Annotated in this window: 13 protein-coding genes; 4 read left to right on the forward strand and 9 right to left on the reverse strand. The window is 58.3% G+C overall.

Going from position 1 to position 13,848, the window contains the following annotated elements:
- Nucleotides 1-28 precede the first annotated feature (28 nt).
- Entirely contained in the window at nt 29-766 is a 738-nt protein-coding gene (locus K5K95_RS03260; protein WP_222588361.1) for a DUF72 domain-containing protein, read from the forward strand.
- A gap of 136 nt (nt 767-902) precedes the next feature.
- On the forward strand, nt 903-1,607 hold the full coding sequence (locus tag K5K95_RS03265) for a hypothetical protein (protein ID WP_222588362.1): 705 nt from the start codon (nt 903-905) through the stop codon (nt 1,605-1,607).
- A gap of 60 nt (nt 1,608-1,667) precedes the next feature.
- On the opposite strand, the gene K5K95_RS03270 is transcribed toward K5K95_RS03265, so the two are convergent.
- Nucleotides 1,668-2,159 carry a RidA family protein gene (locus K5K95_RS03270; RefSeq protein ID WP_222588363.1) on the reverse strand — a complete coding sequence of 164 codons (492 nt, stop codon included), beginning with the start codon at nt 2,157-2,159 and terminating at the stop codon, nt 1,668-1,670.
- Nucleotides 2,160-2,281: 122 nt separating this feature from the next.
- Between K5K95_RS03270 and K5K95_RS03275 the strand changes: the two genes are divergently transcribed.
- Nucleotides 2,282-3,691 carry a PLP-dependent aminotransferase family protein gene (locus K5K95_RS03275; RefSeq protein ID WP_222588364.1) on the forward strand — a complete coding sequence of 470 codons (1,410 nt, stop codon included), beginning with the start codon at nt 2,282-2,284 and terminating at the stop codon, nt 3,689-3,691.
- Between the two features lie 206 nt (nt 3,692-3,897).
- Here the strand turns inward: K5K95_RS03275 and cyoE are convergent, their stop codons facing one another.
- The 8 genes from cyoE to hmpA all read right to left on the reverse strand — a co-directional run bounded on the left by cyoE (nt 3,898) and on the right by hmpA (nt 12,072).
- Nucleotides 3,898-4,785 (reverse strand): heme o synthase, encoded by an 888-nt coding sequence (gene cyoE, locus K5K95_RS03280; protein WP_090180333.1) that lies wholly within the window; start codon nt 4,783-4,785, stop codon nt 3,898-3,900.
- An 11-nt stretch (nt 4,786-4,796) separates the two neighbouring features.
- Nucleotides 4,797-5,138, reverse strand: a complete 342-nt coding sequence (gene cyoD, locus K5K95_RS03285; RefSeq protein WP_222588365.1) for a cytochrome o ubiquinol oxidase subunit IV — start codon at nt 5,136-5,138, stop codon at nt 4,797-4,799.
- A complete protein-coding gene (locus K5K95_RS03290; protein ID WP_027922711.1) occupies nt 5,138-5,764 on the reverse strand; it encodes a cytochrome o ubiquinol oxidase subunit III in 627 nt (208 codons plus the stop codon). Before K5K95_RS03290 ends, cyoD begins: the two co-directional genes overlap by 1 nt.
- A gap of 3 nt (nt 5,765-5,767) precedes the next feature.
- A complete protein-coding gene (gene cyoB, locus K5K95_RS03295) occupies nt 5,768-7,798 on the reverse strand; it encodes a cytochrome o ubiquinol oxidase subunit I (RefSeq protein ID WP_090180330.1) in 2,031 nt (676 codons plus the stop codon).
- A 3-nt stretch (nt 7,799-7,801) separates the two neighbouring features.
- Nucleotides 7,802-8,746, reverse strand: a complete 945-nt coding sequence (gene cyoA / locus K5K95_RS03300; protein WP_208671522.1) for a ubiquinol oxidase subunit II — start codon at nt 8,744-8,746, stop codon at nt 7,802-7,804.
- 816 nt (nt 8,747-9,562) lie between these two features.
- Complete coding sequence (locus tag K5K95_RS03305) at nt 9,563-10,072, reverse strand: disulfide bond formation protein B (RefSeq protein WP_222588366.1); 510 nt, start codon at nt 10,070-10,072, stop codon at nt 9,563-9,565.
- 25 nt (nt 10,073-10,097) lie between these two features.
- The gene (locus K5K95_RS03310; RefSeq protein ID WP_222588367.1) at nt 10,098-10,640 is read right to left on the reverse strand and encodes an ester cyclase; all 543 of its coding nucleotides are present in this window, start codon (nt 10,638-10,640) and stop codon (nt 10,098-10,100) included.
- Between the two features lie 250 nt (nt 10,641-10,890).
- Nucleotides 10,891-12,072, reverse strand: coding sequence for an NO-inducible flavohemoprotein (hmpA, locus tag K5K95_RS03315; RefSeq protein WP_222588368.1), 1,182 nt, complete (start codon nt 12,070-12,072; stop codon nt 10,891-10,893).
- A gap of 146 nt (nt 12,073-12,218) precedes the next feature.
- Here hmpA and norR point away from each other — a divergent pair, with 146 nt between their 5' ends.
- Entirely contained in the window at nt 12,219-13,769 is a 1,551-nt protein-coding gene (norR, locus tag K5K95_RS03320) for a nitric oxide reductase transcriptional regulator NorR (protein ID WP_208671519.1), read from the forward strand.
- The last annotated feature ends 79 nt before the right edge of the window (nt 13,770-13,848 follow it).

The raw sequence follows: 13,848 nt of genomic DNA on the forward strand, positions 1-13,848 counted from the left end.
CCGACCCGATGCTGAGGCGAAACCCTTGATGACTGCCACGACGCCCTTGTACATCGGCTGCGCCGGCTGGAGCCTGCCCCGTGATCATTGGGAGGCATTTCCCGCCGCAGGCACTCACTTGCAGCGCTATGCCGGCCGGATGACATGCGTGGAAATCAACAGTTCGTTCTATCGACCCCACCGCCCGGCAACGTATGCCCGGTGGGCCGAAAACGTGCCGGAGGGTTTTCGGTTTTCGGTCAAAGTCCCCAGGCAGATTACCCACGAAGCGCGTTTGCTGGACTGTGCAAAGCTGATCGATGAGTTCATCGGGCAATGCTCCCATTTGGGCCAGAAGCTTGGTTGCCTGCTCATCCAGCTGCCACCTTCCCTGGCTTTTGAAGACAAGACGGCTCAAGGCTTCTTCAGCGTATTTCGTTCGCGCTACGACGGGTTTGCAGTGTTGGAGCCCAGGCATGTCAGCTGGCAAACACCGCAGGCGCAGGCATTGCTGATTGAACATCGAATCGGGCAAGTGGCAGCCGATCCTTCGCCGATCCCCGAAGGTGACGTGCCCGGCGCGTGGCCGGGCATCCGCTATTTCCGGTTGCACGGTTCACCGAGAATCTACTACTCAAGCTACGAGACGCCATGGCTGGAAGAACTGGCCATAACGCTGCGACCCCAAGCCCAAGACAGGCACACCTGGTGCATTTTCGACAACACCGCCAGTGGCGCGGCGACCGCCAATGCGCTGGAGCTTCAACAAATGGTGGCCGCAGGCTAAAGCCTCCACGGCAAAAATGATGACCAGCGGCCTGTTCATCCGTGACAACTCAGGCTGCGTCCAATAGATTAGGCGGCCTGAAAAGGCCCTGTGCTTTCTCGCCTAAACCCAAGTTAAAAGAAGTAGTGAAATTTCAATGTCCGATTCCAATACCGCTGAATCCGTAGTCACCTTGTCGTCCAAAGCGGAATACGAAAACTCCATCAATCTTTCACAGCATGTTCCACAAGCCAAGACCATCAGCGAGATGGTCCTGGACGCGTTTCAGTCCACTCGGGAAAGCGACCAGATCCGCGAGCTGCGCACCGCGATCCGCCAGGCCCACGATAGCTTCGACGACGATAAAGCCTACGAATTGATGGGCGAGCTCAAGCAACTCAAAGATGCCGAAGCCGCTGACATTGCCGCGCTGGAAGACTTGAGCAGCAAATTCCCGATCAGCCGCATTCTGTCCAGTTTCAAGGACGATCCGGCCTTTCAGGAAATCGTTTATGGCCTGGCATTGAAGGTGCTGAACCAGACGCATCAGGCCATCAGCAACCCGAGCAGCGGCAAGAGCAAAGCGGCTCGTGCCAAGAAAGATCTTGAAGTGTTCACCATCAGCAAGGACGGCGTAAGCGTCACGCTGCCGCTGCGCACTCCCCGTTCGAGCCTGAACGTTGATCGCAAAGCGCTGGAATTCCTCGGTTTCACCTTCGTCGGCGAAGGCGATGACGCAGAGATCGAGAGCGAGACGTTCCTGGACAACACCGGGGCCGAACAAGCGGTCAACCGCAAGAACATCATCACTGCCCTTCAGCAGCAAACCGCGTTCGACGGCTACAGCATCGCCGCGCAGTAACACGTCACACCTCAAAGCCCCGCCCTCGCAGGCGGGGCTTTTTATTGCCCGTTGAATTGATTACGCCGACGGATGCAGCGCCGCGATCATGTCGATTTCGACGGGGGCGTTTTTCGGCAACTGGTAAACACCGACAGTCGTTCGCGTATGTCGACCGGCATCACCCAATACATGCGTGAGCACGTCCGATGCACCGTTGGCCACTTCACTCAGGTCGACAAAATCGAATGTGGACTTCACATACACCGTGATGCGAAGGAGCGCCTTGACGCTATCCAGTGAACCGATGGCCTCGCGGATCAGCGCCAGCCCGCGTATCGCACTGATGCTGGCGGCCTCTTGAGCATCGGCCATGTTGAGTTCCAGCCCGACGCGCCCGGGGTACTGGACTTTGCCGTTCATGCGCGGCACCAGGCCACTGACATACACCTCGTCACCGTGCCGAAGCAGCGGCGCGTAGTGCCCGCCGGCTGCGTTCTCGTCGTAGATGTCAAAGCCGTGTTCTTTGGCCATCGCGAGGAAGCGTTCATCGCGGGTTATCTGCTGAATCATCTACTGGACCCCCTTGGTCAATCATGCGAACCGCGCAGATGATGGTAGAGGCAGTCGTTTGCGTTGATCAGGGCAAGTTCGTATAGAATCCAGCGAACTTTACTGCCAGGGAGACCAGTAAAATGCAGGCTCAGCGCGCAGTGATCGCCGCCATCGAATTCCAGCCGGGAGTTCCGCTGGTGCAGCAGATCGTCGATCAGCTGTCTGTGGCAATCAGCCAGGGTGGCTTGCCTCACGGGGCCAAGTTGCCACCGATTCGCGAACTGTCCGAATTGATGAACGTGGGCAAATCCACGGTGGTCGATGCCTTGGACCGATTGCGCGCCAAGGGGCTGGTGGTTTCACGCCAAGGCTCGGGGCACTACGTCCAACGGGCCATCAACCAGCCACCGGCTGCGCCAGGCCCGGACCTGCAACCCCAGGACATACTCAGTCGGGTCCGCCGTGCAATCCTGTTGAACAATGGCGCGTTGCGCCCCGGATGCGGATTCTTGCCGGGTTCGTGGCTGCCCGCCGAAGAACTCCTAAAAGCCGTGCGCGGCACCCTTCGTGCGACCGCGCTGCGCATGGGCGAATACGGTGAGGTGGGCGGTTACCTGCCGCTGCGCGAGGCGTTGCGGGTAAAGTTGTCGACCGTCGGCATCGAGGTGCCGGTGGAGCAGATCATCACCACCGCCAACACCGTGCAAGCCATCGACCAGCTAATGCGCCTGTTGATAAAACCCGGCGACACAGTGCTGCTGGACGATCCGTGCTACTTCAACATGCACGCTAACCTGGCGTTGCACGGCGCCAAGGTCATCACCATTGCCCGCGATTGCGAGGGCCTGGATCTGGAGGCGTTCGAACGATTGCTGATTGCCCATCGCCCCGTCCTCTACATGAGCAACAGCACGCTGCACAACCCGACCGGGCACTCGTTCTCCGCCGCCCAGGTTTACCGTTTACTGGAGCTGAGTCACCGTTACGGTTTCCACATCGTGGAAGACGACCTCTATGGCGATCTCCAGCAAAAACACACCCCGCGACTGGCTGCCAGTGGTCTGGACAACGTCAGCTACGTCTCCGGTTTTTCCAAGACCCTGACCGCCAACAGCCGGGTCAGCTACGCAGTGCTCTCGCCGCAACTGGCCGCACGCTTGATCCGCTTGAAGATGAGCTGCGGCGGAGTGACCTCAGAGCTGGCGGAACAAATTATCTGCACGATGCTCACCAACGGCACCTATGCCAAACACACCCGCCACACGGTCGATCGCCTCTACGAATCGAGCAGCCGCGTGGCGCGCTGGCTGGTCGAGGCCGGATGCTCGGTGTCTTCGCTGCCGGGCGAAGGCCTGTTCATCTGGACCCGTTTGCCCGAAGGATTACACGCCGAGACGCTGGCCAGTAAAGGCCTTGAAAACGACCTCGTCCTGGCACCCGGCACCTTGTTGAGCAAAGCGGCTGATGCCAACAGCTTCCTGCGCTTCAACGTAGCGCACAGCGATAGCCCGCAGGTGCGTGAGCGGTTTTTGCGATTGCTTGATAGCTGAGTTTTTCTGATAAACCGAGTCGCGGCCATCGCGAGCAGGCTCGCTCCCACAGGGTTTCAGCGTCGGACTCGGAATGAGTGGCAACACCGAACTAACGTGGGAGTGAGCCTGCTCGCGATGGTCGCACCGCGGTCCACCAGAAAAGCCCCAACAAAAAGCCCCGCTCTTCTCTCGAAGGCGGGGCTTTTCTTTACAGCGTCCGACGCTTAAGGCGCGTACGTCAGCAACAGCTCGCTCGGCACTTTGAAGTCCAGGGACATCATCACGCTCAACGCGGTAATGGTGAAGATCGAGAACACGAACAGCTTGCGTGCCCAGACCGTGTCATCCACTGCCTTGTAACCGGTCCAGGCCATGTACAACCAGTACATGCCCATGGCCGCGGCGACGGCGAGGTAGCTCATGCCGGCGTAGCCGCTGAAGGTCAGCATCAAGGTCGCCACGAGGAAGGCCAGGATGTAGAGCAGGATGTGCTTCTTGGCCACTTCGATTCCGCGTTTAACAGGCAGCACCGGAATCGATGCAGCCAGGTAATCGTTGAAGCGGAAAATCGCGATGGCGTAGGAATGCGGCATCTGCCACAGGCTGAACATCACCAGCAACGTCAGTGCGGCCATGTCGAAGCTGTTGGTCACGGCGACGTAACCGATCACCGGCGGCATGGCGCCCGACAGACTGCCCACCAGCGTGCCGTGAACCGACTTGCGCTTGAGGTACAGGCTGTAGAAGCCGACGTAGATGACGAAACCGATCACGGCGAACAGCGCGGCCAACGGATTGGCCACCTTGTACAACAAGGCAACACCGGCAACGCCGAGGACGGTCGCGTAGATCAGTGCCAGTTTCAGGGAGATCAAGCCCTGGACCAGCACACGATTCTTGGTGCGTTCCATCTTCAGGTCGATGTCGCGGTCGATGCAGTTGTTGAACACGCAACCGGAAGCCACCACCAGGGACGTGCCGATCATGGCGGCCAGGAAAATGGCCAGATCGACATGCCCTTTCGAGGCCAGGAAAAATCCGCCCGCCACAGAAAGCACGTTACCGAAAATGATCCCCGGTTTGGTGATTTGGATAAAGTGCTTAAAGGACATCCGGACTTTCCTCAGTGCGCCATCATGACGGTGTGGATGCTGAACATGATCCACAGCGACAGGCCTACCAACAAGACGATTACCAGTGCGGCGAAAACAAACGCGATCACGTTGTTACGCTGGGCAGCCGAACGGTCCAGATGGAGGAAGTACACCAGGTGCACCAGCACCTGGATCACTGCGAACGCCAGTACGATCCAGAGGGTCATGGCTTTTGGCAGCGATGGGTACATCACCAGGCCGAAAGGAATGATCGTCAGGATCACCGACAGGATGAAGCCGATGGCGTAGGACTTGACGCTGCCGTGGCTGGCGTCGTGACTGTCGTGACCATGGGAGTGTGCGTTAGCCATTACAGAGTCCCCATCAGGTAAACAACGGTGAATACGCAGATCCACACCACGTCCAGGAAGTGCCAGAACAGGCTCAGGCAGCTCAGACGGGTCTTGTTGGTCGCCGTCAGGCCGTTTTTCTGGACCTGATACATCATGATCGCCATCCAGATCAGACCGCTGGTCACGTGCAGACCGTGGGTGCCGACCAGGGTGAAGAACCCGGACAGGAAGCCAGAGCGGTTAGGACCGTAGCCTTCGGAGATCAGCATGTGGAACTCGTTGATCTCCATGCCGATGAAGCCCAGGCCGAACAGGAAGGTGATGGCCAACCAGCCCAGTACCGCCTTCTTGTTGCCCTTGAACAACGCCAGCATGGCGAAGCCGTAGGTGATCGAACTGAACAACAGGCAGGCAGTTTCGCCCAGCACGTATGGCAGCTCGAAGATGTCGTGGCCCGACGGGCCACCCGCTACGTTGTTAACCAGTACCGCGTACACCGCGAAGATCGACGCAAACAAAATGCAGTCGGTCATCAGGTAGAGCCAGAAACCGAATACGGTCATCTCGCCCGAGTCGTGGTGATGGTCATCGTGCCCATGTCCATCGACATGGGTGTGTCCAGCATTGGTCACTAAGTTCGACATGGTTTAAGCCTGTTCCAACGAGGTTTCAACACGGGTGGCAGAGGCCGGGAGTTTCCCTGCGGCTACCAGACGTTTGCGCTGCTCGGCTTCGGTGCGCTCGATCACGTCGACCGGCACCATGTAGCCCTGGTCATCACGGGCAGCGTGGATCACGAAGTAGATCACGGCGCCGGCGAGGCCGAAGATGGCCATCCACCAGATGTGCCAGATCATCGCGAAACCGAACACGGTCAACAGAGCACCCATGACCAGACCGGTCGCGGTGTTGTTTGGCATGTGGATCGGCTCGTACTTGACCGGAGTCTGGTACGCAGTACCGTCTTCCTTGGCTTCAGTGAACGGGTCGATGCAGTCGGCTTTTGGCAGTACGGCAAAGTTGTAGAACGGAGGTGGCGACGAAGTCGACCATTCCAGCGTGTGGGCATTCCACGGGTCACCGTGCTCGCACATGTTTTCCGGCTTCTTACGGTCACGAACACTGACGTAGAGCTGAATCAACTGGCAGGCGATACCGCAAGCGATCATCACCGCACCGAACATGGCAACGTACAGGTACGGTACCCACTCAGGGTTGGTAGTGGCGTTCAGACGACGGGTCATGCCCATGAAGCCCAGTGCATAGAGCGGCATGAACGCGACGAAGAAGCCCGAGATCCAGAACCAGAACGCAGCCTTGCCCCAACCTTCGTGCAGCTTGAAGCCGAACGCTTTAGGGAAGTAGAAGCCGAAGCCTGCGATGTAGCCGAACACGGCGCCGCCGATGATCACGTTGTGGAAGTGAGCGATCACGAACAGGCTGTTGTGCAGGACGAAGTCCGCACCCGGAATGGCCAGCAGTACGCCGGTCATGCCGCCGATGGCGAAGGTCACCATGAAGCCCAGGGTCCACAGAACCTGGCTGGTGAAACGCAGACGCCCTTGGTAGATGGTGAACAGCCAGTTGAATAGCTTCACCCCCGTCGGGATCGAAATCAGCATCGTTGCCAGGCCGAAGAAGGCGTTGACGTTGGCACCCGAACCCATGGTGAAGAAGTGGTGCAGCCAAACCATGAAGCCCAGGATCGAGATCGCGCCCGAGGCGTAGATCATCGAGTGGTGGCCGAACAGTTTCTTGCCGGTGAACGCCGAGATGACTTCGGAGAAGATCCCGAACGCCGGCAGAATCAGGATGTAAACCTCAGGGTGACCCCAAGCCCAGAACAGGTTGACGTACATCATTGGATTGCCACCAAGTTCATTGGTGAAAATGTGGAAATCCATGTAACGGTCAAGCGTCAGCAAAGCCAGGGTAGCGGTCAGGATCGGGAAGGAAGCGACGATCAATACGTTGGCCCAGGTGCAGGTCCAGGTGAAGATCGGCATGTCCATCAGTTTCATGCCCGGGGTACGCATTTTCAGCACGGTGGCCAGGAAGTTGACCCCCGTCAGTGTCGTCCCGAGTCCCGATAGCTGCAGGGCCCAGATGTAGTAGTCGACACCCACGCCAGGGCTGTAGCCCAGTTCCGACAGCGGTGGATACGCAACCCAACCGGTACGGGCGAATTCGCCGACACCCAGGGACACGTTGACCAGAACCACGCCAGACATCAGCAGCCAGAAGCTCAGGGAGTTCAGGAACGGGTAGGCAACGTCACGCGCGCCGATCTGCAGCGGCACTGCAAGGTTCATCAGGCCGGTGAAGAATGGCATCGCCATGAAGATGATCATGATCACACCGTGAGCGGTGAAGATCTGGTCATAGTGTTCAGGCGGCAGGTAGCCAGGCGAACCTTCGGTGGACATGGCCAACTGGGTACGCATCATGATGGCGTCGGCAAAACCGCGCAGCAGCATGACCATGGCCACGATGATGTACATCACGCCGATTTTCTTGTGGTCGACCGACGTCAGCCACTCGGTCCACAGGTAGGTCCACTTCTTGAAGTAGGTGATTGCAGCGAACACGCCCAGACCGCCGAGCGCGATCATGGCAATGGTCACCATCACGATCGGTTCGTGGAACGGGACCGCTTCCCAACTTAATTTACCAAACATCGTTTACTCCTCTGCCCCGGCAGCTGAATGCGAACTCATGTCCATCCCTTCCATCTGGGCCACTTCTTTCTCTTTCTTCTCGTGGTCCACTTTCGGACCTGCTTTCATGCCTTCGTACTTGTCGACGATGGTCTGGAACAGGTTCGGCGTGAACGAGGAGTAGAGCTCTACTGGATTGTTCTGGCTTGGTTTGGAAAGGGCTTCGTATTCAGCCTTTTCAAGCTGTTTAGGTGCCTTCTTGACATCACTGACCCAGGCATCGAAATCTGCCTGAGAGGTGGCGATTGCTTTGAACTTCATGCCGGTGAAACCCGCGCCGCTGTAGTTGGCGGAGATACCGTCGAATTCAGCGTTCTGGTTGGCAATCAGGTGCAGCTTGGTCTGCATGCCCGCCATCGCGTAGATCTGGCCACCCAGGCCCGGGATGAAGAACGAGTTCATCACGGTGTCGGAGGTGATCTGGAAGTTAATCGGCGTGTTGGCCGGGAAGACGATCTTGTTCACCGTGGCGATCCCTTGCTCGGGATAGATGAACAGCCACTTCCAGTCCATCGACACCACTTGAATGGTGATCGGCTTGACGTCGGATTCCAGCGGACGATACGGGTCCAGGGCGTGGGTCGACTTGTAGGTGACATAACCCAGGGCAATGATGATCAGCACCGGAATCGCCCAAACAGCGACTTCGATCTTGGTGGAGTGCGACCATTTTGGCGTGTACACGGCGTCCTGGTTAGAGGCGCGGTATTTCCACGCAAACAGGAAGGTCATGACGATGACCGGTACCACGACCAGAAGCATCAGCAGCGTTGCGGTGATGATCAGGTTTCGCTCGTCCAGGCCGACCTGACCCTTTGGATCGAGCAAGGTCATGTTGCAGCCTGACAGCAACAACGTGCCGAGCAGCGGCAATAAGCCTAGTAGTCTGGGGTACCTGTTTTTACTCATCTCACGACCTCTAAAGCAGCTTGCGCAATGCAGTTGGGTTTTGATCGCCAACACTTCACCCTGCCAAGGGTTGGCATTTTCTTGGATTGAATAAGTGGCTGCCCGTCGCGCGTCAGACGCTGTTCGACAAATCCTGGGCTAGCGCTAAGTTCTTATTCGAATTCGTGGTCAAAGGCCTTGTTACAGACCAATTCCATTTGGTGCGGATAGTTGGAAGGCTCCGACACCTGGGGGTCGCATGGAGCATTCATGCTCCTCGACGCCCTACTTCATGCTCAAGGTGAGCAGTGCCGGGAATTCAGTGCGGGCGATTGTAGATATGTAACGATTCATAAACCATGTCTCATCCCGAAATAATTTTTATCCATTCCAGCAACAATCATTAACGGTTTTTGCAAAAGTGCGGCATCTTATCGAAATTCATTCTCAACAAAAACACCAAAATTAGTAGGTCTACCTAGCGCAGTTCAGACAGCTTCGAGACCATCACCGCCGCCCCCGACCCTGCCCAAGCCCCTACGTGACAAGGGTTCCGGCAATTCGCCGGGACCTGTTAAAACTGCCTGCTTCGCTGTTTTCGGCGAGCGGCCTCCAAACGTTCAAAAAGACCAATGTTGTTGCACAGCCACGCACCAATTCACGGCGTTGAAACGCCTTGCGACAGTCGCGCTGTGACAACATGTCGCACACGTGTCGCACCCTTCCCTGTCACACATCACGGTCTTTCTACTTGAGCCCTGAAATGCAAAACGCCCCGGTCCTCTCAACGAGGGCCGGGGCGTTTTCGGGTTGAAGCAACGGTGCGGCGACAGTCTCTCAGCGCAGAGCTTTGCGGTTACGCACAGTCAGCAGCGGAACCAGCACCACGATCAGCACAAACGCCACCAGCGCCCATTGCGCCAGCGACAGACCGAGGATCGGCGGGTACGGCGTGGAGCAGAAACCATCGACCTGGAAGCCCAGCGGGAAAATCTTCGCCAGCGGCAGGCCATCGACAATCGGTTGCAGCACATCGACGCCGCAACTGACCGCCGGATAGAACTGGGTAAAGACGTGATGCCCGGCCACCGCGACGCCGGCCAATGCGCTGATCACCACCAGGGTTTCAAACACCGTGATGCTGCGACGGGTGCGCATGGCCGCACCGATAAAGGCAAACAGCGCAATCAGCAACAACGCGTAGCGTTGCAGGATGCACAGCGGGCACGGCGCCTCCTCCAGCACAACCTGCATGTACAGCGCGCCGCCGATCAGCGCCAGGCAGATGATGCCCAGCAACACCAGATAACGCCGCTCACGTCCCAACCGTATTGTTTCCTCGCTCATCGCGTTTCCCTTATGTGCTCGTGGATCAGCTCGCCGGCGGCTGCGCTTGCAGCTGCTGCATCAGGCTGATGTTGTCTTCGATATGCCAATTGGCCGCGATGCGACCGTTATTGATCTGATAGATATCGGTTGCCCGGAAGTCTACACGCTGGCCCTGCCCTTTGAGAGCCTTGAACGGGCCTGTGAAGTGACCGCGAAAGTGCAAATGCACCACCACCCGGTCGCCGGCAATGATCATTTGCTCGATCTCACAGCTCAGGTCCGGCACTGCCGCGCGAAAGAACTTCGACGCCAGCAATGGCCCGGTCGGCCCCTGGACCCGGCCTTCGGGCGGTGTCTTGTCGATGAACTGCTCCGACAAGGCTGCCTTGGCCAACGCCTCCTCCCCAGTGTTCCAGAAACTGCCGTAACGCCGGGCGGCCAATTCCATGGCATCGCGCTGCACCTTGGGCAAACTCTGATCGACGATCAGCGTCTGCGGCTGGAGCAAGGCGGACTCGGCAAACACGGACGGACTGGCCAATACAGCAGCCGTCAGAAGAAGGCGGGAGAAGGTGATGTGAGTCATGGGGCGATCCTGATTCTGTAAACGAACGAGCGCCTATCATCAGCATCGGGGAATAAACGATAAACCGGTTAAGAACGGATTAACTTTTAAAGGATTTTTACGAATCGAGACCGAGGTGCGGCCAATCGCGGGCAAGCCCGGCTCCCACAGGATTGATGTCGTACACAATGTTTGTGATCGACATCAATCCTGTGGGAGCCGGGCTTGCTCGCGATGAAGGCGACTCGGTCTCCCGAGTCGCCTCAGCTGTTTATTCCAGCGCCGAAGCCGGCCCGAAGAACTCGTAACGGCTTTGCTTCTCCGGCACACCCAAGGCTTTGAGGTGGCGCTTGATGGCTGCCATGAAACCTTTAGGCCCTAGGAAGTAAGCATCCAGATCGCGCTGCTCCGGCAGCCACTCGCCCAGTTGCTCACGGCTCAGCAGCCCGACCTTGTCCGCCGCCGGACTCACGCCGTCATCTTCGGCGTAGCAATAGAAGCGCTTGAGCTGCGGGTGACGCTCGGCCAGACCATCGATCCAGTCGCGGAAGGCGTGAACGCTGCCGTTGCGTGCGCAGTGGATAAAGTGCACCGGACGTTCGGTCGCCAACGCCGCCTCAAGCATTGCCAGGGTCGGAGTAATCCCGACGCCGCCGCTGATCAGCACCAGCGGTTTGTCGCTGGCCGTCAGGGTGAACTCGCCCGATGGCGGGAACAGCTGAATGCTCGCACCGACATGCAACTGATCGTGCAAGTGATTGGAGGCGCGGCCACCGGTCTCGCGTTTAACGCTGATGCGGTACTGGCCTTTGTTGGCCAGCGCCGACAACGAATAGTTGCGACGAATCTCTTCGCCATCGAGGATCAGCTTCATGCCGATGTATTGGCCTGGTTCAGCGGCCAGAATCGCGCCTTTGTCCGCAGGTTCGAAGTAGAACGAAGTGATTTCCGCGCTTTCCTCGACTTTGGCCGCGACGATGAATTCCCGCGCCCCACGCCAGCCGCCCGGTGCCTGTTCTTTTTGGTCGTAGATGCTGGTTTCGGCGCCGATCAGGATCTCGGCCAATTGACCATATGCAGCGCCCCAGGCGCTCATCACTTCAGGGGTGGCGATTTCGTCGCCCAGCACTTCGCTGATGGCGCGCAACAGGCACGTGCCGACGATCGGGTAATGTTCAGGCAGAATTTGCAGGGCCACGTGCTTGTTGATGATCTTGGCCACCAGATCGCCCAATTGATCGAGCTGATCGATGTGCCGCGCATACATCAGCACGCCGTTCGCCAGTGCGCGGGGCTGATCACCGCTGGCCTGGTGAGCCTGGTTGAACAGCGGGCGGACTTCCGGGTATTCGGAGAGCATCATGCGGTAGAAGTGCGTGATCAACGCTTCACCACCGCTTTCGAGCAGCGGCACGGTGGATTTGACGATGGCACGGTCTTGAACGCTAAGCATAAGGTCGACTCCAGCTTTATGTGAATTACCCTAGACTTATCAGTTTCCATGCCAAGATTTAAAACCTTAAAAATCAATAGTTTAAAAACAACGTAGTCATATCGACACCCACTGACTTATAGTCATGTCGACTACATGGAGTCACTATGACTGCAAAATCGCTGCTCACCGCCCTGCTGCCTCTGGTCTCTGACCTGTCCCGCGAACTGCCCGAGGGCGAGCGCTATCGGCGCTTGCTCGAAGCCATGCGCGCCCTGCTCCCCTGCGATGCCGCCGCCCTGCTGCGCCTTGATGGCGAATGGCTGGTGCCGCTGGCCGTGGACGGGTTGAGCACCGACACCCTCGGCCGACGTTTCAAAGTCAGCGAACACCCGCGCTTCGAAGCGCTGCTCAGCAGTCACGGCCCGACGCGGTTCGCCGCCGACAGCGACTTGCCCGACCCTTACGACGGTCTGGTCGATGGCCTCGACGAACATCTGGAAGTTCACGATTGCATGGGCTGCCCGCTGTTTATCGACGAGCGCCCGTGGGGCTTGCTGACCCTCGATGCCCTCGACCCGGAACGATTTGAACCGATTGAACTGGATGCCCTGCAAGCCTTCGCTAGCCTCGCCGCCGCCACCGTCAACGCCGCCGAGCGCATAGAACGCCTGGCCAATCGTGTCGAAGACGAACATCAGCGCGCCGAGGTTTATCGTCAGGCCAGCGGCCAGCAGAACCGCGAGATGATCGGCCAGAGCAAGGCGCATAAACGCCTGGTCGAAGAAATCAATCTGGTGGGCGGCAGCGACCTGACCGTGCTGATCACTGGTGAAACCGGCGTCGGCAAAGAATTGGTGGCACAGGCGATTCACGCCGCTTCCCCTCGCGCGGACAAACCGATCATCAGCCTCAACTGCGCCGCCCTGCCGGATACGCTGGTCGAAAGCGAACTGTTCGGCCATGTGCGCGGCGCCTTCACGGGTGCGACGAATGATCGTCGCGGCAAGTTCGAACTGGCCAATGGCGGCACGCTGTTTCTCGATGAAGTCGGCGAACTGTCGCTGACCGTGCAGGCCAAACTGTTGCGGGTACTGCAAAGCGGTCAGTTGCAGCGCTTGGGCTCGGACAAAGAACATCAGGTGGACGTGCGACTGATCGCGGCGACCAACCGTGACCTGGCCGAGGAAGTGCGCAGCGGCCGCTACCGGGCCGACTTCTATCATCGCCTCAGTGTTTATCCGTTGCAGGTGCCGGCGCTTCGGGATCGTGGACGGGACGTGCTGTTGCTCAGCGGCTACTTCCTGGAACAGAACCGCTCGCGCATGGGCCTCAATAGCCTGCGGCTGACCAGCGACGCGCAAGCTGCTTTGTTGGCTTACGACTGGCCGGGGAATGTGCGGGAGCTGGAACACTTGATCGGTCGCAGCGCATTAAAGGCGCTGGGCAATTGCAAGGAACGGCCGAAGATTCTCAGTTTGAGTGCGGCGGATCTGGACTTGCCCAATGGCAGTGTCGAACTCCCCGCCGAACAACCCGCTGCCGTGCCTGTCGCGTTGGTCGCAGGGGATTTGCGTGAAGCCACCGAAAATTATCAGCGGCAATTGATCAGCGCCTGCCTGGAACGGCATCACGACAACTGGGCGAGTGCGGCACGTGAGCTAGGCTTGGATCGAGCGAATCTGGGGCGGATGGCCAAGCGATTGGGGATGAAGTGACGGCCCTATCGTCGGAGCGCCGTCCGATTTACTAAAGCCTGCCCCTAACAAGTCGATAACCCGGCATCAATAGATTTTG

It is taken from the genome of Pseudomonas sp. DR48, assembly GCF_019823085.1.
In the GTDB taxonomy this organism is placed as follows: Bacteria; Pseudomonadota; Gammaproteobacteria; order Pseudomonadales; family Pseudomonadaceae; genus Aquipseudomonas.

What these genes read in the sequence shown, in the direction of transcription:
- K5K95_RS03260 (WP_222588361.1), top strand. Translation starts at nt 29, where the DNA reads ATGACTGCCACGACGCCCTTGTACATCGGCTGCGCCGGCTGGAGCCTG.
- K5K95_RS03265 (WP_222588362.1), top strand. Translation starts at nt 903, where the DNA reads ATGTCCGATTCCAATACCGCTGAATCCGTAGTCACCTTGTCGTCCAAA.
- K5K95_RS03270 (WP_222588363.1), bottom strand. Translation starts at nt 2,159, where the DNA reads ATGATTCAGCAGATAACCCGCGATGAACGCTTCCTCGCGATGGCCAAA.
- K5K95_RS03275 (WP_222588364.1), top strand. Translation starts at nt 2,282, where the DNA reads ATGCAGGCTCAGCGCGCAGTGATCGCCGCCATCGAATTCCAGCCGGGA.
- cyoE (WP_090180333.1), bottom strand. Translation starts at nt 4,785, where the DNA reads ATGTCCTTTAAGCACTTTATCCAAATCACCAAACCGGGGATCATTTTC.
- cyoD (WP_222588365.1), bottom strand. Translation starts at nt 5,138, where the DNA reads ATGGCTAACGCACACTCCCATGGTCACGACAGTCACGACGCCAGCCAC.
- K5K95_RS03290 (WP_027922711.1), bottom strand. Translation starts at nt 5,764, where the DNA reads ATGTCGAACTTAGTGACCAATGCTGGACACACCCATGTCGATGGACAT.
- cyoB (WP_090180330.1), bottom strand. Translation starts at nt 7,798, where the DNA reads ATGTTTGGTAAATTAAGTTGGGAAGCGGTCCCGTTCCACGAACCGATC.
- cyoA (WP_208671522.1), bottom strand. Translation starts at nt 8,746, where the DNA reads ATGAGTAAAAACAGGTACCCCAGACTACTAGGCTTATTGCCGCTGCTC.
- K5K95_RS03305 (WP_222588366.1), bottom strand. Translation starts at nt 10,072, where the DNA reads ATGAGCGAGGAAACAATACGGTTGGGACGTGAGCGGCGTTATCTGGTG.
- K5K95_RS03310 (WP_222588367.1), bottom strand. Translation starts at nt 10,640, where the DNA reads ATGACTCACATCACCTTCTCCCGCCTTCTTCTGACGGCTGCTGTATTG.
- hmpA (WP_222588368.1), bottom strand. Translation starts at nt 12,072, where the DNA reads ATGCTTAGCGTTCAAGACCGTGCCATCGTCAAATCCACCGTGCCGCTG.
- norR (WP_208671519.1), top strand. Translation starts at nt 12,219, where the DNA reads ATGACTGCAAAATCGCTGCTCACCGCCCTGCTGCCTCTGGTCTCTGAC.